The sequence below is a fragment of the Streptomyces sp. NPDC059787 genome (genome assembly GCF_042732315.1).
GTDB lineage: Bacteria > Actinomycetota > Actinomycetes > Streptomycetales > Streptomycetaceae > Streptomyces > Streptomyces atrovirens.
In genome coordinates, this window is record NZ_JBHWHX010000009.1 from 73454 (window position 1) to 97516 (window position 24063).

The 24063-nt window shown below is 74.6% G+C and carries 18 protein-coding genes and 1 pseudogene; 14 read left to right on the top strand and 5 right to left on the bottom strand.

The features are described 5' to 3' along the window. Positions 1 to 186: 186 nt before the first annotated feature. Positions 187 to 1653, top strand: a complete 1467-nt coding sequence (locus tag ACFV5H_RS10880; RefSeq protein ID WP_385054558.1) for an MFS transporter — start codon at positions 187 to 189, stop codon at positions 1651 to 1653. Positions 1654 to 1663: 10 nt separating this feature from the next. Here the strand turns inward: ACFV5H_RS10880 and ACFV5H_RS10885 are convergent, their stop codons facing one another. Continuing rightward, positions 1664 to 2569 carry a helix-turn-helix domain-containing protein gene (locus ACFV5H_RS10885; protein ID WP_385054555.1) on the bottom strand — a complete coding sequence of 302 codons (906 nt, stop codon included), beginning with the start codon at positions 2567 to 2569 and terminating at the stop codon, positions 1664 to 1666. 144 nt (positions 2570 to 2713) lie between these two features. Here ACFV5H_RS10885 and ACFV5H_RS10890 point away from each other — a divergent pair, with 144 nt between their 5' ends. From ACFV5H_RS10890 to ACFV5H_RS10910, 5 genes are read left to right on the top strand one after another with little or no spacing between them, the layout of a single operon-like run. Further along, positions 2714 to 3274 (top strand): quercetin 2,3-dioxygenase, encoded by a 561-nt coding sequence (locus ACFV5H_RS10890; protein ID WP_385054551.1) that lies wholly within the window; start codon positions 2714 to 2716, stop codon positions 3272 to 3274. A 7-nt stretch (positions 3275 to 3281) separates the two neighbouring features. After that, positions 3282 to 3428 carry a DUF1427 family protein gene (locus ACFV5H_RS10895; RefSeq protein ID WP_078914118.1) on the top strand — a complete coding sequence of 49 codons (147 nt, stop codon included), beginning with the start codon at positions 3282 to 3284 and terminating at the stop codon, positions 3426 to 3428. Beyond that, entirely contained in the window at positions 3425 to 3676 is a 252-nt protein-coding gene (locus ACFV5H_RS10900; protein WP_385194108.1) for a DUF1427 family protein, read from the top strand. Before ACFV5H_RS10895 ends, ACFV5H_RS10900 begins: the two co-directional genes overlap by 4 nt. Continuing rightward, positions 3666 to 4631 (top strand): amidohydrolase family protein, encoded by a 966-nt coding sequence (locus ACFV5H_RS10905; protein WP_385194110.1) that lies wholly within the window; start codon positions 3666 to 3668, stop codon positions 4629 to 4631. The genes ACFV5H_RS10900 and ACFV5H_RS10905 overlap by 11 nt, the downstream gene beginning before the upstream one ends. A gap of 15 nt (positions 4632 to 4646) precedes the next feature. Continuing rightward, on the top strand, positions 4647 to 5540 hold the full coding sequence (locus ACFV5H_RS10910) for an alpha/beta hydrolase fold domain-containing protein (protein ID WP_385194112.1): 894 nt from the start codon (positions 4647 to 4649) through the stop codon (positions 5538 to 5540). Positions 5541 to 5553: 13 nt separating this feature from the next. Here ACFV5H_RS10910 and ACFV5H_RS10915 read toward each other — a convergent pair whose 3' ends face one another. Further along, positions 5554 to 6183, bottom strand: coding sequence for a TetR/AcrR family transcriptional regulator (locus tag ACFV5H_RS10915; RefSeq protein ID WP_385054541.1), 630 nt, complete (start codon positions 6181 to 6183; stop codon positions 5554 to 5556). A 123-nt stretch (positions 6184 to 6306) separates the two neighbouring features. Here ACFV5H_RS10915 and ACFV5H_RS10920 point away from each other — a divergent pair, with 123 nt between their 5' ends. After that, complete coding sequence (locus ACFV5H_RS10920) at positions 6307 to 9081, top strand: family 78 glycoside hydrolase catalytic domain (RefSeq protein ID WP_385194114.1); 2775 nt, start codon at positions 6307 to 6309, stop codon at positions 9079 to 9081. Here ACFV5H_RS10920 and ACFV5H_RS10925 read toward each other — a convergent pair. The 3 genes from ACFV5H_RS10925 to rpmB all read right to left on the bottom strand — a co-directional run bounded on the left by ACFV5H_RS10925 (position 9024) and on the right by rpmB (position 10182). Continuing rightward, positions 9024 to 9443, bottom strand: coding sequence for a VOC family protein (locus tag ACFV5H_RS10925; RefSeq protein WP_385194116.1), 420 nt, complete (start codon positions 9441 to 9443; stop codon positions 9024 to 9026). The genes ACFV5H_RS10920 and ACFV5H_RS10925 overlap by 58 nt on opposite strands. Before the next feature lie 197 nt (positions 9444 to 9640). After that, positions 9641 to 9946, bottom strand: a complete 306-nt coding sequence (rpsN, locus tag ACFV5H_RS10930; RefSeq protein WP_085574965.1) for a 30S ribosomal protein S14 — start codon at positions 9944 to 9946, stop codon at positions 9641 to 9643. Then, entirely contained in the window at positions 9946 to 10182 is a 237-nt protein-coding gene (rpmB, locus tag ACFV5H_RS10935; RefSeq protein WP_385054527.1) for a 50S ribosomal protein L28, read from the bottom strand. The genes rpsN and rpmB overlap by 1 nt, the downstream gene beginning before the upstream one ends. An 81-nt stretch (positions 10183 to 10263) precedes the next feature. Here rpmB and rpmG point away from each other — a divergent pair, with 81 nt between their 5' ends. From rpmG to ACFV5H_RS10970, 7 genes and pseudogenes are all read left to right on the top strand, one after another. Continuing rightward, positions 10264 to 10428 (top strand): 50S ribosomal protein L33, encoded by a 165-nt coding sequence (gene rpmG / locus ACFV5H_RS10940; protein WP_385054525.1) that lies wholly within the window; start codon positions 10264 to 10266, stop codon positions 10426 to 10428. A 5-nt stretch (positions 10429 to 10433) separates the two neighbouring features. Beyond that, positions 10434 to 10690, top strand: a pseudogene (locus ACFV5H_RS10945) (type B 50S ribosomal protein L31). Continuing rightward, positions 10687 to 11844 (top strand): CobW family GTP-binding protein, encoded by a 1158-nt coding sequence (locus tag ACFV5H_RS10950; protein WP_385054519.1) that lies wholly within the window; start codon positions 10687 to 10689, stop codon positions 11842 to 11844. Before ACFV5H_RS10945 ends, ACFV5H_RS10950 begins: the two are co-directional and overlap by 4 nt. Positions 11845 to 11882: 38 nt before the next feature. Next, on the top strand, positions 11883 to 12125 hold the full coding sequence (gene rpsR, locus ACFV5H_RS10955; protein WP_385194119.1) for a 30S ribosomal protein S18: 243 nt from the start codon (positions 11883 to 11885) through the stop codon (positions 12123 to 12125). Between the two features lie 184 nt (positions 12126 to 12309). Next, positions 12310 to 13062, top strand: coding sequence for a class I SAM-dependent methyltransferase (locus ACFV5H_RS10960; RefSeq protein WP_385054515.1), 753 nt, complete (start codon positions 12310 to 12312; stop codon positions 13060 to 13062). 99 nt (positions 13063 to 13161) lie between these two features. Next, positions 13162 to 17310 (top strand): amino acid adenylation domain-containing protein, encoded by a 4149-nt coding sequence (locus ACFV5H_RS10965; protein WP_385194122.1) that lies wholly within the window; start codon positions 13162 to 13164, stop codon positions 17308 to 17310. Further along, positions 17307 to 24026 carry an SDR family NAD(P)-dependent oxidoreductase gene (locus ACFV5H_RS10970; protein ID WP_385194124.1) on the top strand — a complete coding sequence of 2240 codons (6720 nt, stop codon included), beginning with the start codon at positions 17307 to 17309 and terminating at the stop codon, positions 24024 to 24026. Before ACFV5H_RS10965 ends, ACFV5H_RS10970 begins: the two co-directional genes overlap by 4 nt. Positions 24027 to 24063 lie beyond the last annotated feature (37 nt).

Genomic DNA, 24063 nt, shown 5'->3' on the forward strand with positions numbered 1-24063 from the left:
CTGTGTGAGGTGGGCCACACTCTCGAAACCTAGCGGTCACTAGGTGTTCAGGTCATCATCGAGCCACGCGACGACAGGTTGCCGCGCTGTCACATCCCCGTGAACCACGCGTCACGGCAGCCCGTCCTCAGCCCTTCCCCCACATGCTCCCCCTTCCTTCGGCACCTCCGTGAAAGGAGGGCTGGCATGACGACGTCGTCATCAAGCCCCACGGTCGACCACGCACCCCGCGACCCCGCGGACGGGCGGTGGACACCCCGCCTGGTCCTGATCCTCATCGCGCTCGCCTGGCCGACCCAGCTGCTCGCCGCGGGCGGCATCCTCGGCGCCAACGCCACCGCGGGCGTCGCCCAGGCGTTCCACACCACCCAGGTGGTGTGGTTCGGCCTGACCCTCACCCTGGTGTCGACCCTGCTCACCCCCTTCGTGATCAAGCTGGGAGACCTGTACGGCAAGCGGCGCGTCATGCTCGCGATGACGGCCCTGGGCGCCCTCGGCGAACTGCTGGCCGCGCTGGCCGGCAGCTTCTGGCTGGTCCTCGCCGGCCGGGCGATCGCCGGGTTCTACGGGCCCTTCGGCGCCCTGTCGTTCGCCGCCGTACGGGACGTCTTCCCGGCCCGGCTGGTGAAGCAGGCGAGCGGCATCATGGGCAGCAGCGTCGGCCTGGTGGCCATCGTCTCGCCGTTCCTCGCGGGATGGCTGATCGACACCTGGGGGTACCGCGGGGTCCTGTGGTTCCTCGCCGCCGCCACCGCGGTCGCCTTCGCGCTGATCGCGCTGCTGGTCCCGGAGACCCCCCGGCACGCCTTCGGGTCCCGTCTCGACTGGCCGGGCGGCCTGGTCCTCGGCGGCGGCCTGACGGCCGTGGTCTACGCCCTCGGCCAGGGACAGAGCTGGGGCTGGGCGGACGCTCGGACCCTGGGCTGGCTCGGAGCGGGCGCCGCCGCGCTGATCGCCTTCCTGTTCGTCGAGCGCTCCAGCGCCCACCCCATCCTGGACCTGAAGGTCCTGCGCCGCCGCCCGGTCGCCCTGGCGCTGACGGCCGGCGGTCTCGGCCAGACGGTCGCCTTCACCATGCCGGGCCTCGCCATCCTGCTCGCCCTCTACCCCGCCATTCCGGGTGTCTCTGACGGGCTCGGCTGGACCGCCCACCACAACGCCGTCGTCAGCGTGAGCTGGAACCTGGTGATGTTCGGCACCGGCATGCTGGTCAGCCGGTACCTGCGCCGCTTCGACGCGCGCCGGGTGTGGTGCGCGGGCCTGGCGGTCATGGCCGTCGGCTACACCCTCGTGGGCTTCTTCCACGGCGACGAACTCCAGCTCATCGTCACCTCCTGCGTCGCCAACGTCGGCGCCGGCGTCGTCGTCTCGGTGGCACCGGTCCTGGTGATCGGCGTGGTCTCGCGCGACGAGCAGGGGCTGGGCAGCGGCATGCTCAACATGCTCATCAGCCTGTTCGGCGCCGTCGTGACCGCGGGCGCCTACGCCGTCCTCGGCGCGAGCAGCACCACCGTCGACGGCACCGCCTTCTACCTCGACGCCGGCTACTCCGGGATCTTCTGGCTCGGCGCCGCGGTCACGGTCGTGGCCCTGGTGCTCTCCGTCTTCATCCCGCGGCTGCGCGACCCCGAGGAGAGTCCCGCCGGCGGCTGACCCCGCGCCCTCAGGGCCTCGTCAGCGACCGGAACCCGGTCGGCGTCATGCCGGTGCGCTGACGGAAGAAGGCGCTGAAGACCGTCGGGTAGGTGAACCCGATCTGTTCGCTGATGGCGGCGGGCGGCAGCGAGCTGTGGATCAGCAGACGTTTGGCCTCCAGCAGCACCCGGTCGTCGATGTAGCGCTTGGCGCCGCAGCCGAGGGCGGCCAGGGTGGCCCGGGTCAGGGTGCGCGGACTGTAGCCGAGCCGGGCGGCGTAGTCCTCGACCCGGTGGGTCCGGCGGAAGTCCTCCTCCACGGCCTCGCGGAACAGCCGGAACGGCTCGCCGCCGCCGGAACGCCCCCGCCGTCGCGGGTCGGCGAGGTGGACGAGCCGGATCAGGAGCACCGACAGCAGGTTCCGCACCGTCTCGATGTACGCCTCCAGCGGCAGGTCGGACAGCGCGGCGTGCTCCTCGACCAGGGCGTCCAGGAGCCGCAGCAGGGCCGCCTGCCGTGGCCCGTCCGGCGTGACGAGGCGGTACGGGACGTGCGCGCCGTCCCGGATCAGCGCGTCCGTCGCGGCGCTGGGGAAGCCGGTGGGGAAGACCAGGACGGTGGCGTCGCAGCCCCGGTGCCCGTCGGGGAACTGCAGCACCTGTCCGGGCCACACCCACAGCCAGTCACCCGGCGCGAGCGGGTACGAGGTGAAGTCCACCGAGCACGCGAGCCGCCCGCCGCGGACCGCGACGACCACGTGGAACGCCGGACGTCCGGGCACCGTGAGGGGCAGCCCCCGCTCGACGGCGCGGGCGGCGAGTCCGGGCAGGTCGAGGACCTCCAGACCCGGCGGCCTGCCGGGTGTCGGCCGGTACGACACGGCCGGGACGCCGGCCGCCGCACGGCCCACGGGGAACTGTCCGTTTTCCTTCATCGCATGCCCGAGTGTACGTAGGCCGTCCCTCCCGGCCGGTCTAGCGTGAAGGACGAGCCGCGAAAGGGCGGGGCACGAGCCGCCGGCGCCCCGGCCGAGTCCCATTTCCTTCTTTCTTCAACTTCTTCAACGGGAAGGACCACCATGACCATCGAGTTCGCCACCCGCTACCGCGAGCGCTCCCACATCCCGCCCGAGCCGGGCAAGCCGTACTTCATCGAGAAGGGCAAGGGCGACCGCGCCCACCTGTTCACCGACCTGTTCACCGTCTACGCCGGCGGCGAGCAGACCGAGAACACCTTCAACTTCTTCACCTGCGAGGGCCCGAAGGGCGACATCATCCCCGCCCACTCCCACCCGGACACCTACGAGGTCTTCTACATCACCGACGGCGCGGTACGGCTGTTCGTCGAGGACCTCGAGGGCGAGCAGCACGAGAAGCTGCTCACCGCGGGCGACTTCGGGTTCGTGCCCAAGAACTGCCCGCACGCCTACCGCATCGAACGCCACCACAGCCGGATCGTCGGCGTGGCCGCGGGACCGGGCGGCACCTTCGAGCGGTTCTTCGAGAACCTCGGCACCCCCACCGACGAACTCGGCCTGCCCCAGAAGCCGTTCGTCCCCGAGCCGCACAAGTTCGGCACCGTGCCGCAGCGGTACGACGTGAACTTCCTGCCCGACCACAAGTGGCGCACCGGAAGCTGAGCGGTCCATGCCGTACCTGAAGGCACTGCTCGCCGGAGCGCTGGTCGGCGTGGCCTACGTGCTGGTGCGGACCGAGTCGCCCGCACCGCCCCCCGTCGCGCTGGCCGGGCTGCTGGGCATGCTGCTGGGCCAGGCCGTGCTGGAGACCCTGTGAGCGCCGCCGGTGCCACGCGCGGCTTCCTCCGCAAGGCCGGCCTCTCCTTCGCCGCCGGTCTGCTCATGGGCGCGCTGTACTGGGCACTGGATGTCACCTCGCCCGCCCCGCCGCTCCTCGGCCTGACCGGGCTGGCCGGCATCGTGCTCGGCGAACGCGCCGCCACCGCCGTACGCCACCGCCTGACCCGGCGCCGTCCCGCTCCTCCTCCGTCCGCCGCAGAAGAAGGAACCCCCCGTGTCCCCTGACACCCCCGGATACCTCGACGTCCACGCCCACTTCCTCACCGACTCCTACGTCCGCCGGGCCCGCGAGGCCGGACACGAACTCCCCGACGGGGTCCCCGCCTGGCCCACCTGGTCGGCGGCCGCGCACCTGGAGCTGATGGACCGCTGCGGTATCGAGACCTCGATGCTCTCGATCTCCTCGCCGGGCGTCCACTTCGGCGACGACACCGCCGCCCGCCGTCTGGCCCGCGAGGTCAACGAGGCCGGCGCCCAGGCCGTACGCGACCACCCGGGCCGCTTCGGCCTGTTCGCCTCGCTGCCCCTCCCGGACGTCGACGGCGCCCTGGAGGAGATCGCGTACGCCTACGACACCCTGCACGCCGACGGGGTGGTCCTGGAGACCAACACCCACGGCACCTACCTCGGCGACCCGGACCTGGAGCCCGTGTGGGCCGAGCTCGACCGGCGCCGCGCCGTCGTCTTCCTGCACCCCACGTCCCCGGTGTGCTGGGAGCGGTCCGCCCTCGGACGCCCCCGCCCGATGATCGAGTTCATCTTCGACACCGCCCGCACCGTCACCGACCTGCTCATGGCCGGGACGCTGGACCGCCACCGCGGCCTCACGGTGATCGTGCCGCACTGCGGGGGCGCCCTGCCGGTGCTGGCCGACCGCATCGACGGCTTCATGAGGATGTTCATGCCCGAGGGCACCGAGGCCCCCGGCGCCGTCGAACAGCTCCGCCGCCTCCACTACGACCTCGCCGGACCCGCGCTGCCCCGCCAGCTCCCCGCCCTGCTGAACCTCGTCGGCGGCGACCGCCTCCTGTACGGCAGCGACCACTGCTGGACCCCCGCCGCCGGGGTGGAGGCCCACGTCGCCGGCCTGGACGCCGCCCCGGCACCCGACGGCGCGACCGGCTGGCGCGAGCTCACCACCGCCAACGCCCGCCGCATCCTGCCCCGTACGGCCCGCTGACGTAAGGCACCCACCGTGACGTTCCCCTTCCACCTGCTGGCCCCGCCCGACCCGGCCGCGCTGCCCCTGCCGCACCCCGCGCACCCCGCCGACGGCGTACGGCTGCTGCGCGGCGCCGTCTACGCGGTTCCCGAGGGCAGCCGCCCGCTGACCGTCGACCTGTGGCTTCCCGAGGATGCCCCCGGCCCCGTCCCGGTCGTGGTCTTCGTCCACGGCGGCGCCTGGCGCACGGGCCTGCGCGACGACCTCGGCCCCCGCTTCCGCCACTGGGACCCCGGCCCCTTCGCCCGGCTCGTCCGGGCCGGGTTCGCCGTCGCCTGCCCCGACTACCGCCTCAGCGGCGAGGCCCCCCACCCCGCCCAGAGGGACGACCTGGCCGCCTGCCTCACCTGGCTGCGCACCCGCGCCGCCGACCTCGGCCTGGACACCGCGCGGACCGTCCTGTGGGGCGAGTCGGCCGGCGGACACCTCGCAGCCCTGACCGCCCTCACCCGGCCCGCCGGCACCGTCGCCGGCTGCGTCACCTGGTACGCCCCCACCGACCTGCCCGCACTCGCCGAGGACCACCCCGAGGGCGCCTACGACGCCCACGACCCGGCCACCTTCGAGGCCCTGCTGCTCGGCGGCGCCCCGGCGGAGCGGACCGACGCGGCCCGCGACGCCAGCCCGGTCACCCACGCCGGCCCCCAGGCACCGCCCTTCCTGATCCTGCACGGCACCGACGACGCCCTGATCCCCGCCCGGCAGTCCGTCCGCCTCGCCGAAGCCCTGCGGGCGGCGGGCCACGAACCCGGCCTGCGCCTCCTCGACGGCGGCAACCACCTCTGGGTGGGCCTGACCGACGCGGACGTCGAGGACTGCTTCACCCGCACCGTGGACTTCGTCCGCCGCCGCACCGACGGCGGGTGAACCCGGACCGCCCTCACCCGGCGGTGACGGCGGCCGGCGGACGCAGGTCCCGGACGAGCCGTTCGAGGTGCGCCCGGACCCCGGCGAGCAGATCGGTGCGTCCGCCGGAGAGCACCCACTGGAGCTGAAGGCCGTCCGAGACGGCGACGCACTCCCGCGCGACGGCCTCGTGGTCGACGTCCGACCGGAAGAACCCGGCGCGGGCGCACTCCTCGAACCGGGCACCGAGTTCGCGGACCGTGCGCTCGTAGCGGGCGGCGAAGAGCGCGTGCGCGGCGCCGGCCGGGTCGGCGGCCTCGGCGCTCAGCGCGACGAAGAGTTCGATCAGGCCCGGCTCGGAGACGAACCGCCGGGTGATCGAGAGCAGCGCCTCGACCAGCGCGTCGCCGTCCGCGCCGGGGGAGGAGTCCACGATCGCGGCCGCGACGTCGAAGCGGTGCTCCGCCACCGCCAGCAGCAGATGCTGTTTCGTCGGGAAGTGGTGCACCAGACCGGTCGTGGAGACCCCGGCGTCCTGGGCGACGCGCGCCAGGGAGGTGCGTGCGTATCCGTTGGTGGAGAACCGCTCGGTGGCGGCCTCGACGATGCGCTCACGGCGCTCGCGCCCGACCGCGTAACTGCCGCGGGATCCCGACTTGCCCATGGCCGACAGCGTAGGCCGGACCCGCCCCCGATGAAAACCGAACGCGTTGGTTTTTTGCCGAAACCCGAGTACCTTCGGTTTTCGTTCTCGTCGTCCGGCGGGAGACCCGTGAAGGGAGCACCCGTGGCCACCGCACCTGTCACCGGCCTGACCGTCGAATACCAGCCCGCCCCGCTCGCCGTGGCGACACCGGCCCCGCGCCTGTCCTGGCTGCCCGGACGGACCCAGTCCGCCTACGAGATCGAGGTCCGCGCCGGCGGCGGCCTCGTGGCACGCACCGGCCGGACACCGGGCCGGGAGAGCCATCTCGTCGAGGTACCCGGTCTCCGCGTCCGGTCCGACACCGACTACGAGTGGCGCGTGCGGGTGTGGGACCAGGACGGCGCGGTGAGCGACTGGGCCCGCGACCGCTTCGGGACCGGACTGTTCGACGCGGCCGACTGGACGGCCCGGTGGGTCCTCCCGCGGACGCGCCCCACGGAGGTGGAGCGGTGGACGCTGCTCGACTGGATCAAGGGGAACCGCCCCGAACGCGACGCCGGCGAGCGCCTGTTCCCGGTCCGGCTGCTCCGGCAGCGCTTCACCCTGGACACCCCGGCCGCACGGGCCCGCCTGTTCATCACCGCACGGGGCGTCTACACCGCCGAGATCGACGGCGCGGCCGTCGGGGACGAGGTGCTCGCACCGGGCTTCGACAGCTACGCCTCCCGAGTCAGCGTGCAGTGCTACGACGTGACGGACCTGCTCGGCGCCGGCGACCACGTCCTGGGAGTCGCCCTCGCGGACGGCTGGTGGGCCGGGCGCATCGGACTCACCGGATCGAGCGCCCAGTTCGGGACCGCCACCGGAGCGATCTGGCAGCTGCACGTCGAGACCGCGGACGGACGGCGGCACCGGATCTCCTCCGACGGCGACGTGGTCGCGGCGGACGGGCCGTGGACCCACGCGGACCTCTTCATCGGCGAACGCTTCGACGCGCGCCTCCACGACCCCCGGTGGAGCCGGCCCGCCTTCGACGACACCGCCTGGAACCCGGTCGGCACCGAGACCGCGGACCCCGCGGTCCTCGTCCCCTTCGCCGGGGAACCCGTCCGCCGCGTCGGCGAACTGCCCGCGCTCTCCGTCACCGCCGACCCCGGCGGCGGCTGGATCGTCGACTTCGGCCAGGTGATCGCCGGACGCGTCCGGCTGACACTGCGCGCACCCCGCGAGGGGGACGTCGTCACGCTCGAACACACCGAGACCCTGGACGCGGACGGGCGGTGGTTCCGCAACATCGAGGGCATCAACAAGGACCAGTGCGACACCTACGTCGCCGCCGGACTGCCCACCGAGGTCTGGGAACCCGCCTTCACCTTCCACGGCTTCCGCCACGTCCGCGTACGGGGCGTCGACGCTCCCCCCGACCCCGGCGACCTCGTGGCGGTGGTGCTCTCCAGCGACCTGCGCCAGACGGGATCGCTGCGGCTCTCCGACGAACGCCTGGACCGGCTGCACCGCAACGTGCTGTGGAGCCAGCGCGCGAACTTCCTCTCGATCCCCATGGACTGCCCGCAGCGCGAACGGGCGGGCTGGACCGGGGACATCCAGGTCTTCGCCCCGTCGGCGTCGAACAACGCCCTCGTGGCACCGTTCCTGACCCGGTGGCTGGACAACCTCCGCGCGGACCAGTACGCCGACGGACGCGTCCCCATCACCTCACCGCGCTCCGCCTACGACGACGAACTGGCCGAGTCCCAGAGCGGGTTCGGTTCCATCGTGGCCTGCGCGGGCTGGAGCGACGCCATCGCCCTCGTGCCCTGGGTGCTCTACGAGCGCTACGGCGACCGGCGCGTCCTCGCCGACACGCTCGACGCCGCGCTGCGCTGGATTGACCACCAGCGCACGGCCGCCGCCGAGCTGCCCGAGCGGCTGCGCGACGTCCCCCTCGCACCGGAGCGGCAACGCCGCCAGGCGCTCCTGTACAACGCCGGTGAGCACTTCGGCGACTGGCTCACGCCGAGCACGCTGGAAGGACGGCCCCTGCACGAGGCCATCGGCACCGCTCCGCGGCTGACCGCCGAACTCGTCGCACCGATGTTCCAGGCACAGACGCTCACGGTCACCGCCCGCTCGGCCGACGCACTCGGCCGGACCGGCCTCGCCGCCGGCCTCCGCGAGCGGGCCGCACGCGTGCGCGCCGCCTTCGCCGCCGAGTACGTCGACGCCGAGGGCCGGCTGCCCGTCGCACTGCAGGGCCCCTACGTCCTGGCCCTCGCCTTCGACATGGTGCCGGACGAGCGGCGCCCCCTTCTCGTCGGACACCTCGTCGACCTCATCACCGCACGCGGCGACCGGCTCGACACCGGCTTCCTCTCCGTCCCGTACCTCCTCGACGTGCTCTGGGACTCCGGCCACGCGGAACTCGCCCGGCGGCTGCTCTGGCAGGACCGGTGCCCCTCCTGGCTCTACGAGGTCGACCGCGGCGCCACCACCGTCTGGGAGGCGTGGGACGCGATCGCGCCGGACGGCTCCGTGCGCGCCGTCTCCTTCAACCACTACGCCTTCGGCTGTGTGGACGACGTGCTCTACCGGCGCCTGGCCGGGATCCGGGCCACCGCGCCCGGCTTCCGGTCCGTGGTGATCGAACCCGATCTCGCCGGACGCCTGGACCACGCCGAGGCCGCGGTGTGGACGCCGTACGGCCAGGTCCGCGTCGACTGGACCGTCACCGGTGACACGGCGGCGATCCGCGTCGACGTCCCGCACGGCGTGGAGGCCGCCCTCGTCGTGGGCGGACGCTCCACACCGCTCGCCCCGGGCACCCACGACCTCCGTACGGCCGTGCCCACCGCGAGCGGTCACCCGGCGGCGGCCAGGCGCCGCCGCAACTCCTCCTCCGAGACGTCCTCCAGGTGAGTCAGGAAGACCCACATGTGGCCCGAGGGATCCTTGAGGACGACGGTGCGGTCGCCGTGGAACATGTCGGTCGGCGGCTGGAGGATCTCGGCGCCGGCCGCCTCCGCGCGCTCCGCCAGGCTGTCGACGTCCGGCACGAAGACGTGCAGCGTGACGGAGGTGCCCCCGCCGAGCGAGGCCGGCGCGGCGAAGGACCCGGCCTCCGCCTCGTCCGTGCTCGCGTCGCCCAGCATCAGCGCCGACCGCCCGATGGTGATCTCGGCGTGCAGGATCCCGCCGCCGGGAGCGTCGATCCTGAAGTCCTCACGGGCGCCGAACGCCCGCCGGTAGAAGTCGATCGCCGCGGCGGCGTCGTCGACCATGATGTGCGGGACCACCGGGCACCGGCCGCACGAGGGCCACGGACACCGGCACGGAACCGGCTGCGGCCATGTCGCCGTGCCCCATGACGACCATGTCGACCATGTGCACGACGGCCATCGGCACGCCGCCCGTGAGGGGCACCGGGACGACCACTGAACCACCCGGCACCGCACACCGGGCACGGGCCGGGCGCGGATCACCAACTGCTCTTGGTCACCCCCGGAAGCTCGCCTGCGTGTGCCATCTCGCGCAGGCGGATGCGGGACAGACCGAAGGCGCGCAGATGACCGCGGGGGCGGCCGTCCACGGAGTCGCGGTTGCGTACGCGGGTGGCGCTGGCGTCGCGGGGCTGCCGGCGCAGTTCCCGCTGGGCGGCGGCACGTTCCTCGTCGGACGTCCGGACGGACGAGATGATCGCCTTCAGTTCGGCGCGGCGCTCGGCGTGGCGGGCCACGACGAGCCGTCGCCGCTCGTTCTTCGCGATCTTGCTCTTCTTCGCCATCAGACCTTCCCTCCCCGGGCGCGGATGCGCGCGACCGCGGCCTCGATACCGATCGCGTCGACCGTCTTGACGCCCTTGGCGGAGAGCGTGAGCCGGACATGGCGGCCTTCGCTCGGCAGCCAGTAGCGCTTGCGCTGGATGTTCGGGTCGAAGCGGCGCTTGCTCCGCCGGTGGGAGTGCGAGATCTGATGCCCGAAGCCGGGCTGTCGGCCGGTGAGTTGGCAGTGAGCGGACAAAGTTCCTCCTCGATGTCGATCGATGGCAGCACACTAACAGCTAGATGAAAATGAAATTCAATACCGTGTACAGTGCGGTCCATGGCCCGTAACGAACTGCGTCCGATCATCAGACTGAGGTCCACCGCCGGCACCGGCTACACCTACGTGACCCGCAAGAACCGCCGCAACGACCCCGACCGCCTGACGCTGCGCAAGTACGACCCGATCGCCGGGCTCCACGTCGACTTCCGTGAGGAGCGCTGAGTACCGTGAAGCCCGGAATCCACCCCCGTACCGCCCCGTCGTCTTCCGCGACCGGGCCGCCGACTTCGCCTTCCTCACCCGGTCGACGGCCACCAGCGACCGGACCGTCGAGTGGGAGGACGGCAACACCTACCCGGTCATCGACGTCGAGATCTCCTCGGCGAGCCACCCCTTCTACACCGGCACCCAGCGCGTCCTGGACACCGCGGGCCGGGTCGAGCGCTTCGAGCGGCGCTACGGACGCGAACGGAGCGGACAGTGAGCGGGGGCCGGGCACGACTGCCGGTCGCGATCGTCGCCGGACTCCACGCCGACGCCCGCCGGGCGGCCGTCGACGAGATTCTGCGGGCGGTGCCCGGTGCGGTCGCCCTGCACCACGATCTGACGTCCGCCGTCGACGGTTCGGTGCACCGGACCGTGCGCGATGCCGACGGCCTGCTCGGCAGCGGTGACGCGCCCCTGGTGAACGACTGCGCGTGCTGCGCGCTGCGCGAGGACCTTGTTCCGGAACTGACACGGCTCGCGGAAGCGGGCGCTCACCGGCTGGCCGTCGTGGAACTGTGGGACTCCGTCGAACCCCACGGCATGACCCCGGTCATCGCGTCCGAGGGCGCGCCGCTGGCACTGACCGGGGTGGCCACCGTGGTCGACCCCGCCCTGGTCCTGCCGTACCTGACCAACGGCGACGACCTCGCCGACGTGGGCCTCGCCGCCGCCCCGGCCGACCGGCGCACAGTCGCCGACACCTTCGCCCGGCAACTGGAATACCCCACGGTGATCGCCGTCGTCGAGGACGGCGGGGTCGCCGACGACGGCGATCGCGCGCTGCTCGCCCAGCTCACGCCCGGCGCGCGCAAGGTGCCCGCGGGAAGCGGGACCCTGGGCACCGCCCTGCTGGCGGGCTTCGACCCCGGAGCGGCCACCGCCCGCGTGCATCCCGCGTGCGCGCTGCTGCCGCAGGAATGCGACGAGCACGGTGTGAGCACCTTCGTCTGGCGGCACGAGCGGCCCTTCCACCCACAGCGCCTCCACGCGGCGCTGGAGGACCTGACCTGCGCCGCCGCGCGCAGCCGTGGGCGGTTCTGGCTGGCGGACCGCCCCGACACCCTGCTCTCCTGGGACGCCGCGGGCGGCGCGCTGTGCGTGGAGTCGGCCGGTCCCTGGCTGGCGGCCCTGCCCGACGCCGCCTGGGAGATGGTGCCCGCGGAGCGCCGCGTCGCCGCCTCGGTGGACTGGCACCCGGAACACGGCGACCGCCGCCAGTACCTCACCTTCACCGCCCCCGGCCTGGACCGCGACGGCCTGCTCACCCTCCTCGACTCGTGCCTGCTCACCGATGACGAGTACGCGGCGGGCAGGAGCCGCTGGGAACAACTTCCGCACATGTTCGACGAGTTGCTCGATCCCGTGCTCTGAAGCACCGCATTGTCTCGAAGAAGGGAACGACCCCCGCCATGCCCCGACGCACGAGCACCGACCGGCGCACCGAGAAACGCGCCAACCCGCTGGACACCGCCGGCATCACCCACGTCGACTACAAGGACACCGATCTGCTGCGCGGGTTCATTTCCGACCGGGGGAAGATCCGCAGCCGCCGGGTGACCCATGTGACGCGGCAGCAGCAGCGGCAGATGGCACGGGCAGTCAAGAACGCGCGCGAGATGGCCCTGCTGCCCTACGGCTCCCGGCAGCGCTAGACGCGGTCCCCCGGGCGTGGTCCTCGTCCCGCGCCCGGGGGACCGCCGTACGGACGCGCTCGCGCCCGGACACCCCGGACACCCCGGTCGCCACAGTGGCGACCGGGGTCGCTGCTTCTAGTAATGAAATTCATTTCTGATTACTGTGTGGCCGAACCGTGAGTGCCGAGTGTCTGGAGCAGTGATGAGCGACCCCTACGAGCGGTCCGCCGAGTACCTCGACATCCTGATCGCCGAGTCGTGGCAGCCGCTGGCGCCGGCGCTGGCGGACGTCCTGTCGCGCGTCCGCGCCGGAACCGGTGCCGTGGTGGACCTCGGGGCCGGGTCCGGCCGGGGTGTGCGCGTCATCCGTGACGCGCTGCCGGGGGTGCCGGTGCTCGCCGTCGAACCGTCCGCCGCGATGCGCGCCGTCCTGCTCGCCCGGGTCCACGAGGACGGCGCACTGCGCGGACGCGTCACGGTGGTTCCCGGCGACTGCGCGAGCGCCGACTGGCCCGACGGAGTGCGGGCGGTGGTGGCCCTGAACATGATCGGCCACCTGCCGCCCGGGCAGAGGCGCGCGCTGTGGAGCCGCGCCGCCCGTCAACTCACCCCGGGCGGAGTGCTGGTGTTCAACCTCACTCCGCCGTTCGCCCCGGTGGAGGTGGAGCGGGTGCGGATGGCCCGGGTCGTCATCGGCGAGCTGGCGTACGAGGGCTGGGCGAGTGCACGCCCCACGGGAGCGGACGAGATCACCTGGCGCATGGACTACGGAGTCCTGCGCCAGGGCCGGCCGCTGGCCGGAACGTCGGTCGAGTACCGCTGGTGGGTCGCGACGGAGGACGCGCTGGCGGTCGAAGTCGCCGAGGCGGGGCTGGTGTTGAGCCGGGCGGGTGATCCGGCACTGGGGTTGTGCGTTCTGGGGCGCGCGAACGATTCGTCACCGCATGTTGGTTGATCTGATAATCATTTTCAATTAGGTTCATCGGTGTTCCGCTTCCCCCGGATCTCTCTGCGGGGGAAGCGCTCTCTTGCCTGCCTATGCGACGGAGACCGGATGAACCAGCCTGTGCCGAGCGACGACCTCCTTGCCCACGTCATCGACTGCGTCGCCGAAGTACTCGGCACACCACCGCACGAGGTCACGCCGACGGCTCCGCTCGCGGCTCTGGGGCTCGAATCGTTCACCGCGGTGCGGCTGAGGCGGAGGATCCGCGAACGGGCCGGGCAGGACCTGCCGTTGACCGCTTTCCTGGGCGAGACCGCGACGGCCCGTGCGGTGGCGGACCGCCTGCTCACCGGCCGCGCGCCGGAAGAGGCCCCGGGCGGGGAAGAGGAGGACGGCTTCCCCCTGACGCCCATTCAGGCCTCGTACCTGGCCGGACGGGCCGAGGGCATGCCGCTGGGCGGGGTTGCCACCTTCTACTACCACGAGTACGACCGCACACCCGGCGACACGGACCCGCTCGTGGACGTGGCCCGGCTGGAGGCCGCCTGGAACCGGCTGGTCGAGCACCACCCGATGCTGCGCATGACGGTGGACGAGCGGGGGGAGCAGCGCATCGCCGCGTCCCCCGGCCCCTACCGCGTCGGCGTCACCGACCTGCGCCGCGAGCCCGCCGAGCGGGTGCGGGAAACGTTGTCGGCACGGCGCCGGGAACGCTCCCACCAGAACCGCCCCACCGGCGCCTGGCCGCTGTTCGACATCCACGCCACGCTGCTCCCCGACGGACGGACCCGGCTGCACGTCGGCGTCGACGTCCTCCTGACCGACATGGCCGGCTGGATGCTGCTGATGCGCCAGTGGGGCAGCCTGGTCGCGGACCCGGACCACCGCCTCCCCGAACCGGCGGCCCGCTTCGCCGACCTCCGGCGCGCCCGCGCCGCCGACCCCGAGTGGGCGGCCCGGCACGCCCGCGACCGCGCCTACTGGGCCGAACGCGCCCCCGGACTGCCGCCGGCGCCGGGGCTGCCCCTGCTGCGCGACCCCGCAGACACCACCCCGCCCCGCTTCGTCCGATCCGCCGCCGAACTCGACGCCGGTGCCTGGGCGGAACTGCGCGCCCGGTGCGCCGAACACGCGGTCACACCGACCGCCGCCCTGCTCGCGGCCTTCGCCGTCGTACTCGGCCGGTGGGGCGCCGGGGAACGCGTATGCCTGAACACCACTCTGTTCGACCGCCCGGAGGACGAGGGCGGGGCCGAGGGCGTGGTCGGTGACTTCACCACCACCGCCCTGGTCGGCACGCCGCGCTTCGACCCCGCCGGCTGGAAGGGCTTCGCCGAGTACGCCACCGCCGTCAACCACCGGTTCTGGGAGGACCTGGACCACCGGTCCGTCTCCGGCGTCGAGGTGCTCCGGGAACTGCGGGCGCAGGACGCGCCGGCGGTGGGAGCCCCCAGCCACCCGGTGGTGTTCACCAGCGGGGTGGGCCTCGCGGGCGACGCGGAGCCCCCGGCCGCCTGGATCGGCCAGGAGGTGTACGGCATCTCCCAGACCCCGCAGGTCCTGTTCGACCACATCGTGTGGGACGAGGGCGGCCGGCTCCGCCTGGCCTGGGACACCGTCGAGGGCGCCTTCCCCGAGGGCTGGATCCAGGCCCTCCTGGACGCCCACGTACGCCTGTTGCGCACCCTCACGGACGCCGGCGCCTGGCGCGACACCACGCTCGGCTGGGATCCCTCCTTCCACCCCGAGGAACCCCTGGACGCCGTCCCCTTCCCCGACGCCGGCCCCCTGCTGCACGACCCGGCCGTCGACGCGGCACGGCGGTACCCGCGGCGACCCGCGCTGCGCACCTCCGCCGCCACCGTCACCCACGCCCGCCTCGCGGACAACGCCGCCGCCACCGCGGCCCTGCTGGCCGCGCGGGGGGTGGGCCCCGGCGACATGGTCGCCGTCGCCTGCGAGAAGGGCACCGCGCAGATCACCGCCGTACTCGGCGTCAGCCTGAGCGGAGCGGGCTACCTGCCGGTCGAGCCCTCCTGGCCCGCCGCCCGCATCGCCGCCGTCTGCGAACGCGCCGGCGTCCGGCACGCGCTGACCGGCCGCGGTGTGAGGACCGACTGGCCCGACGGCGTCACCGCGCACCGCCTGACCGTGGCGGGGCGTCCCGCCCGCGGCGCCGCCGCCACCGCCGGATCCGCGGTCCCCGCCGCCGTTCCGCACCCCGACGACCTCGCCTACACCATCTTCACCTCCGGTTCCACCGGCAGCCCCAAGGGCGTGGAGATCCAGCACCGGGCCGCCCGCACCACCGTCGACGACATCGTCGACCGGTTCGGCATCGGCCCCGAGGACCGCGTACTGGCGCTGTCCGCGCTCAGCTTCGACCTGTCCGTGTTCGACGTCTACGGCGTCCTCGGTGCAGGCGGCTGCCTCGTCCTGCCCGAGCCCGCCCGGCAACGCGACCCGCAGCACTGGCTGGAACTGGCCGGCCGGCACGGCGTCACCGTCTGGAACACCGCCCCCGCCCTGCTCGAAATGCTCGTCGAGTACGCGGAGACGGAACCCGGCGAGGCCGCCACCGCGCTGAGCTCCCTGCGCCTGGTGATGCTCTCCGGCGACTGGATCCCCCTGACCCTGCCCGACCGGCTGCGCCGGCTCGCCCCACAGGCGAAGGTGATGAGCCTGGGCGGGGCCACCGAGGCGTCCATCTGGTCCATCACCTACCCGGTGGAGCGCACCGACCCGGACTGGGTCAGCATCCCCTACGGCCGGGCCCTGCGCGGCCAGAGCTTCCTCGTCCTCGACGAGGACGGCGGCCCCTGTCCGGTCGGCAAGGCGGGGGAGCTGTTCATCGGCGGCGACGGACTGGCCCGCGGCTACACCGCCGACCCGGCGCAGACGGCCGAGCGGTTCGCCGTCCATCCCGTGCTGGGCCGCAGGCTGTACCGGACCGGTGACCTCGGCCGGTGGACCGCCGACGGCACCATCGAGTTCCTCGGCCGCGTCGACCGGCAGGTGAAGATACGCGGGCACCGCATCGAACTCGGCGAGGTGGAGGCCGTGCTCGCCCGACACCCCTCGGTCCGGCAGTGCGTGGTGTCGTCGGTGCGCGGGCCCGACGGGCGGCCCCGGCTGGTCGCGCACCTCTCGCCCCGGGGCGCGAGCGAGCCGCCCACGGCCGAGGAACTGGCGGACGGCCTGCGCGAACGGCTGCCCGACTACATGGTGCCCAGCAGGTTCGTCATCCTGGACCAGCTCCCGGTCACGGCCAACGGCAAGATCGACCACGCGGCGCTGACCGCGACGGGACCGGGCGCCGCACGGGGTGCTGCACCGGACGCCGCACCAGGCGCCGCACCGGCCACGGACGCCGAAGTGCCCTCTTCGGACAGCGGTGCACCGTCCGCGGACGCCGGCTCCGACACCCGCACCGCCCAGCGGAGCGGGCCCGTCACGGTCCCGCAGGCGGGACCCGCCGTCGCACCGGGGGCCGCACCGGCTGTCGCCTCCTCCGCCGAGGGCCCGGCGTGGATCGCCGCCGCTGCCGCCGAGGCGGCGGCACAGGGTCTCGAGGCCGCCCTCGTGGTCCGGCCCGGCGGGCTCCGGCCGGACGAAGCGCTGGAGGCGTCCGCCCGTTGGCTGCGCCACGTCGCACGCCTCACCGGCTCCGCGGCCGGGACGCGCCTGTCCGCCGACGGGCTCGCCGAGGTGGTCTGCGCCCCGTCCGGCGGCGGGACCACGGTGCCCTCCCCGGCCCCGGTGTCCGACACGCCCGGCCCGGACCGGAGCACCGGGGACCACGGCACGCAGGAGGCGCCCACGGGAAACCGGACGCCGTCCCCGGGCCACCGGCCCGGCGCGGACACGCCCGTGGACCCGGAGGTCCTGGACGCGCTCACCGCCGTCCTGGCCGACTTCACCGACGTCCCCGTGACGCCCGGCAGCACCTTCGGCGCCCTCGGCGCGACCTCGCTCACCCTCGTCCTCACCCACCGCAGGCTCCGCGAGGGAATCGCGCCCCGGCTCGCGCTGGCCGACATGTTCGAGCACCCCACCGTCGCCGCCCTGGCCGCCCGCATCACCGCGCAACGCGCCCGGGACGCCTCCGCACCCGGCGCCACCGGGTCCACGCGCACCGGCGCCCCCACCACGGGGCCCGCCCCCGCCCCCGCGCCCACCGTCCCGCAGCCCGAACGACCCGCGCGCAGAAGCTCCCGCCTCGCCGCACGCGCCCTCGCCGAGGAGACCGCACGATGACCGAACCGACCTCCTCCCGGGGCCCCGTGCCGGGCGCCGAGCCCGGACCTCCGGCCGTGGACGACGACCTGGTCGCGGTCACCGCCCTGGACTGCCGGTTCCCCGGCGCGCCCGACACGGCGGCCTTCTGGGACCTGCTGGTGGGCGGCCGCAGCGGACTGACCCGGCACGACGAGCGGGACCTCGCCGAACGCGGTGTCCCCGCGAAGCTGCTGGCCAACCCCGCCCACGTACCCGTCAGCGGGATCATCGAGGAGCAGGACCACTTCGACCCCGAGCCGTTCGGCCTGACCGACGCCGAGGCGGCCGTGATGGACCCCCAGCAGCGGCTCTTCCTGGAGGCCTGCCTGCGCGCCCTGGAGAGCGCCGGGCACGGCGGCGGCGCCGGCGCGGGCGCCGTGGGCGTCTTCGCCGGCGCCGCCCACAGCGACTACCTCGCCCGCAACCTCGCCGACCGCTACGCCGCCTCCGCCACCGACCCCGTCGGCAGCCTCCAGGCGGCCCTCGCGGGAGTCGCCGACTACCTCCCCCTGCACGTCGCGCACCGCCTCGCGCTCACCGGGCCGGCCGTCGCGGTCGGCACCGCCTGCTCCACCTCCCTGGTGGCCGTGCACCTCGCGGCGCAGTCCCTGCTGGCGGGGGAGTGCGACACCGCCCTCGCCGGCGGGGCCTCCCTGATCGTGCCGCAGGGCCGGGGCTACCTCCACGTCCCCGACGGGATCTTCTCCGCCGACGGACACGTCCGTACCTTCTCCGCCGAGGGCACCGGCATCGTGCACACCCAGGGCGTCGGCGTGGCCGTCCTGCGGCGGCTGCGCGACGCCCTCGCCGACGGCGACCCGGTGCTGGCCGTCCTGCACGGCTCCGCCGTGAACAACGACGGCGGCGACCGCACCGGCTTCACCGCGCCCTCGCCGCGCGGACAGGCCCGGGTGGTCTCCGAGGCGCTCGCGGTCGCCGGCCTCACCCCGGGGGACATCGGCTACGTCGAGGCCCACGGCACCGCCACCCGCCTCGGCGACGTCGTCGAGGTCGCCGCGCTGCGCCGCGTCTTCGGCGACACCGGCCCGGCCTGGTGCGCCCTGGGCTCGGTCAAGAGCAACATCGGGCACGCCAACTCGGCCGCCGGCATCGCCGGTTTCGCCAAGACCGTCCTCGCCCTGCACCACGGCGTGCTGCCGCCCACCCTGGACGCCCTGCCCCTCAACCCCGACCTCCAGCTGGACGACTCGCCCTTCACCGTCGTCCACGAGCCCACCGACTGGGCCGGGCAACGGTACGCGGGCGTCAGCTCCTTCGGCATCGGCGGCACCAACTGCCACGTGATCCTGGGCAGCGCCCCCGTACGGCCCGATCCCCCCGCCGATCCACGGCCCCAGCTCGTCCTGCTCAGCGCGCACCGCGACGACGCCCTCGCCCGTGTCGCCGAGGACACCGCGACCGCCCTGCACACCACGGAGGTCGCGCCCGCCGACGCGGCCCACACCCTGCACACCGGCCGCGCCGCGCTGCCGTACCGCGCCGCCGCCGTGATCACCGGGGCGGCGGAGGCCGACGGCCGCGCCCTGCGCACCGCCCCGCGGCGCCGTCCCGGCCCCACACCGCCCCGGATCGTGCTGGCCTTCCCCGGCGGCGGAGCGCAGTACCCGGGCATGGGCGCCCGACTGTGCGCCGAGGAGGAGGAGTTCGACCGCACCGTGCGGGAGTGCGCCGCTCTCTTCGACGACGGGACCGGTGCCGGCCTCACCGGGCTGATCACCGCCGACCCCTCCGACGAGCAGGCGCGCCGGCTGCTGCGCGACCCCGCCCACGGACTGCCCGCCCTGTTCACCGTCTCCCTGGCCGCCGCGCGCACGCTGCGCTCCTGGGGCGTGGAACCGGACGCGCTGGTCGGTCACAGCCTCGGCGAGTACGTGGCCGCCGTGCTGTCCGGAGCCCTGTCCCTGTCCGACGCAGCGACACTGGTGGCGGTCCGCTCGCGCGGCATGTCCCGGGCGGCGGGCGGCGGAGTGATGCTGACGGTCCCGCTGACCGAGCGGCGGACCCTGGCCCTGCTCGCAGACCACCCGGAACTGGACCTGGCCGCCGTCAACGGCCCGCGGTCCTGTGTGGTCTCCGGACCCGAGCCGGCCGTGGCCGAGATGGAGCGGGCCCTGACCGCGCGCGGTGAGCGCACCGTACGGCTCTCCCTCGACGCGGCCGCCCACTCGCGTCTGGTCGATCCGGTCCTGCCCGAACTGCGCGCGGCAGCCGAGACCGTTCAGCCGCGTGTTCCCGGCACGCCGCTCGCCACGACCCTCACCGGGAAGCTGCTGGACACCGCTCCCGGCGCCGACCACTGGGTGGCGCACCTGCGGTCCACGGTGCGCTTCTCCGACGCCCTGGCCACCGCCCTGGGCGAAGGGCCGGCCGTCCTCGTCCAGGCGGGGCCCGGCGGCACACTGCTCCAACTGGCCCGCCAGCAGGGGGACCGGCGGCCCCTGGCCACCCTGGCGACCTTCCCCGACCGCGACGAACCCCGCACGGGACGTGCCGCGCTGCTCGCGGCCGCCGGGGAACTGTGGACGCACGGAGTCCCCCTGGACGCCGCGGCCCTGCACCGCCCCGGGCGACGCCGTGCCGTGCTGCCCGGACTGCCCGTGCGACGCCGCAGACTGTGGATCGATCCGCCCGCGGCCGCCCCGTCGGCCACCCCGGAGGCGCAGGACGCCCCGGACGAGTCCGAACCCTTCCAGCTGCCCGTCTGGCGGCGCACCCCGCCCGTCGAGGCGGACCGGCCGGCGCTGCGGGGCCGCTGGCTCGTGGCCGGTCCGCCCGAGTCACCGTCGGCCGAGCGGGTACGCGCCGCGCTGGCCGCCGCCGGGGCCCGCACCGTCACCCTCGACGAGGCGGTCCGCGACCCCGGCACCCCGTGCGACGGCGTCGTCGTGGTCGGCCCGTACGCGGACACCGGCGACGACCCGGCGGAAACCGTCAGCGCGTCGGTCCTGCGGTACGCGGAGGTGGCGCGGGCCGCCGCGCCCTGGGCGCATCGCACCTGCCTGCTGCACCTCGGCCACCACGCCCAGCAGGTGGAGAGCGCCGACCGGCCCACGCCCCAGGCCGCCGCCACCCTCGCCGTTCCCCGCGTCCTCGCCCAGGAGTTCCCGGGTCTGCGCTGGCGCTCGGTGGACCTGCCGGCCGGAGCGCCGGACACCGACGACCTCCGGGCCGTACTGGCGGAGGCCGCCGACCTGGCGTCGGGAGGCCCGAGCGGCGTCGAGTGCGCCCTGCGCGGCGGACACCGCTGGACGCGCGACATCACCCCCTGGCGGCCGTCCGCACCCGCGCCGGCCGCGGACGACCCGGCCGGCACCGACGGCGGGACGGGCACGGCGGTGGTCCTGGGCGGCCTCGGCGACGTGGGCCTGGCCCTGGCCGGACACCTGGCCCGCACCGGACGACGGGTCGTGGTGACCGGCCGCACCGGACTCCCCCCGGCCCCCGCCCCCGGCAGCGCCGAAGAGGCACGGGCGGAGACGGTCCGTGCCCTGCGGGCGGCCGGCGCCGACATCGAGGTCCGTGCCGCGGACGCCGCGGACACCGCCGCCACCACGGCCCTGCTGCGGGAACTGACCGACCGCGACGGCCCGCTGGACCTGGTCGTGCACGCCGCGGGCGTGGTCGCCTCCGCCGCCGTCGCACCCCTGCGGGCCACCGAGGAGCAGGCCGTGCGCGCACACGCGCACGCCAAGGTCACCGCGGCCCTCGCGCTGCGCGCCGCCGTGCACGCCCTCCCCTCCGGACGCCGCCCGGCGACCGTCCTGCTGATGTCCTCCGCCACGGCGTTCGTCGGCGGCCTCGGCCTCGCCCCGTACGCCGCGGTCAACCGATACCTGGACGCCCTCGCCGAACACGAGCACACCCCGGGAACGGGGACACCCCGCTGGGTCAGCGTGGCCTGGGACGGCTGGCGGGTGGGCCCCGGCGGGAGCGAACGCACCGTGGCCTCCCGGCACTCGATCGGCCTGGCCGACGGCATGCGCACCGTGGACCGGCTGCTGGCACTCGCCGCCCGGGGCCGCGCCCCGGCCTCCGTCGCCGTCTCGCCGGCCGACCTCGCGCCCCGCACCGCGGGCACGCCCTCCGCCGTACCGGCTCCCGGCACACCCATGGCGGAACCGGGGACCGGAGCGGTGTTCACCACCGACGCCCAGGCGCGACTGGCCGCGGTCTGGTCGGACCTGCTGGGCTTCCCCGTCACCGACCGCGACGCCGACTTCTTCGCCCTCGGCGGGCACTCCCTGCTGGCCACCCGGATGCTGGCCCGGCTGCGCGACGAACACGGCGCCGACCTGCGGCTGCAGGACCTGCTCGCCCGGCCGACCGTCGCGGCCCTCGCCCCGCTGCTGCCCGGCGGGGAACCGCGGCGCGCCGCCGCCGCGCCGGCGGACGCGGACGTCCCGGCCCCCCTGTCCGCCGACGGCCCACGGGAGTTCCCCCTCACCCGGGTGCAGCACGCCTACTGGGTCGGAGGATCGGGCGGCTACCGCCTCGGCGACGTCCCCTGCTCCTTCCACCTGGAGTACGACTGCCCCGGCCTGGACACCGACCGCTACGAGGAGGCGTGGAACGCGGTCGTCGCGCGCCATCCGATGCTGCGCGCGGTCGTCTCCCCCGAGGGCCGCAACCGGGTGCTCGACAAGGTGCCCCACTACCGCATCCGCGTGCAGGACCTGACGGAGGACGACGACACCGAACGCGCCCGGAAGCTGGAACGCGTCCGCGCGCGCATGGTGCGCCGCGAACCCCGGCCGGGCCGCTGGCCCCTGGTCGGCATCCGGGCCGCCCGCCTGCCCGGTGACGTGATCCGCCTGTTCGTCAACGTGGACGTGCTGGTGTGCGACACCGCCAGCTATCTGATCTGGGACCGCGAACTGCGCACCCTCTACCAGGACCCCGACGCCCGGCTGCCCCCGCTGGAGACCACCTTCGCGGACTGCGTGGCCGCGCTCGAACGCCGTGCCGAGGGCCCCGAACACGCGCGGGCCGCCGCCTACTGGCGGGCCCGGCTGGACGACCTGCCCGGCGCCCCCGCCCTGCCCGTACGCACCGTCGGCCCCGGGGACCGGCCCCGCTTCGCACGGCGCACCGCCCGCCTGGAACCGGACCGCTGGGACGCCCTCAAGGCCGAGGCCGCCCGGCGCGGGCTGACCCCCACGGCCGTCCTGCTGGCGGCCTACGGCGAGGCACTCGCCGAGTGGTCCGGACAGGACCGGTTCGCCGTCACCCTCACCCTCTTCGACCGGCCCGCGCACCTGCCCGGGGCGGACGCCGTGGTCGGCGACTTCACCTCGCTGATGCTGCACGAGGTGGACCGCTCGGACACCCGCTGCTTCGCCGACGCCGCCGTACGGGCCCAGCACACCCTCTTCGAGGACCTGGACCACCAGGAGTTCTCCGCGCTCGACCTGCTGGCGGAGAAGTCCTCGCGCACCGGCCGCACCGCGTCCGTCCCCGTGGTCTTCACCAGCGCCCTCGGCCTCTCCGGGCCGCTCGGCGGCGGACACGACCTGGACTGGGCGGGCACACCGGTGTACGGCGTGAGCAGCACCCCGCAGACCTGGCTGGACCACCAGGTGATCGAGCAGCACGGCGCGCTCCTGCTCCAGTGGGACGTACTGGAGAACGTCCTGCCCGCCGACGAGGCGGACGCGGCCTTCGCCGCCTACACCGAGCGGGTCCGCCGGCTGGCCGACGCACCGAAGGCATGGGACCTCCACGAGCCCCGCACCGTGCCCGCCGCCCCGGCCCGCGCACCGCGACGGGCGATATCCGCCGGTCACGGTCCGAGCCCCGACACCGACGCGGCCCTGCTGCTGCACGACGGCGACGGCGACCGCCCCCTGTTCCTGATGCACCCCTCCGGCGGGGACGTGCTCTGCTACGGCGAACTCGCCCGTCACCTCACCGACGGCCGGCCCGTTGTGGCCCTCACCGACCCCGCCCTGACCGGCGGCACCGGGCCGCGGACCATCGCCGAGATGACCGACCGCTACCTCGCCGCGCTCCGCGCCCACCAGCCGACGGGCCCCTACCTGCTGGGCGGCTGGTCGATGGGCGGCACGGTCGCCCACCAGATGGCCGTGGAGCTCCAGCGGCGCGGTGAGCGGACCGACCTGCTGGTCCTGATCGACTCCAACACCCCGGACCGCATCCGGGAGTTGGGCGGCGCCGACCGCGCCCAGGACACCGCCTTCGCGGCCGTCCGCTACCTGCGCTCACTGGAGGCGTTCCTCGACCTCGACCTGGACCTCGGCCCGGACGCGGAGCCGATCCGGACCGCCCCGGACCCGGCGGCGGTCCGCCGGGCCGCCACCGAACGGCTGCGAGCGGCCGGCCTGCTCGGCCCGCGGGACACCGCCGACACCCGCCTCGAGGTCTTCGAACGCCACCTGCGGGCGCTGGCCGGCCACCGGGCCGGACACCTCACCGATCCCGCCACCCGGCTGCTGCTGATCGCCGCGTCCCGTCCCTCGCCGCACAACGCCGGTGTCGGCATGGGCGTGGACGACGCGGCAGACCTGCCCGCCCTGGGCTGGCTGCCGCACGTCGGCGGACCGGTGGACGCCCACACGGTCGACGGCCACCACTACTCCCTGCTGCACGACCCCGCGGTCCGGCGGACCGCCGCCCTGGTCGACCGGGCCCTGGCCGCCGTACGCGCCGGCCGGTGAACCCGGCCGCCCGACCCGACATCCGAACCCCTCGCGG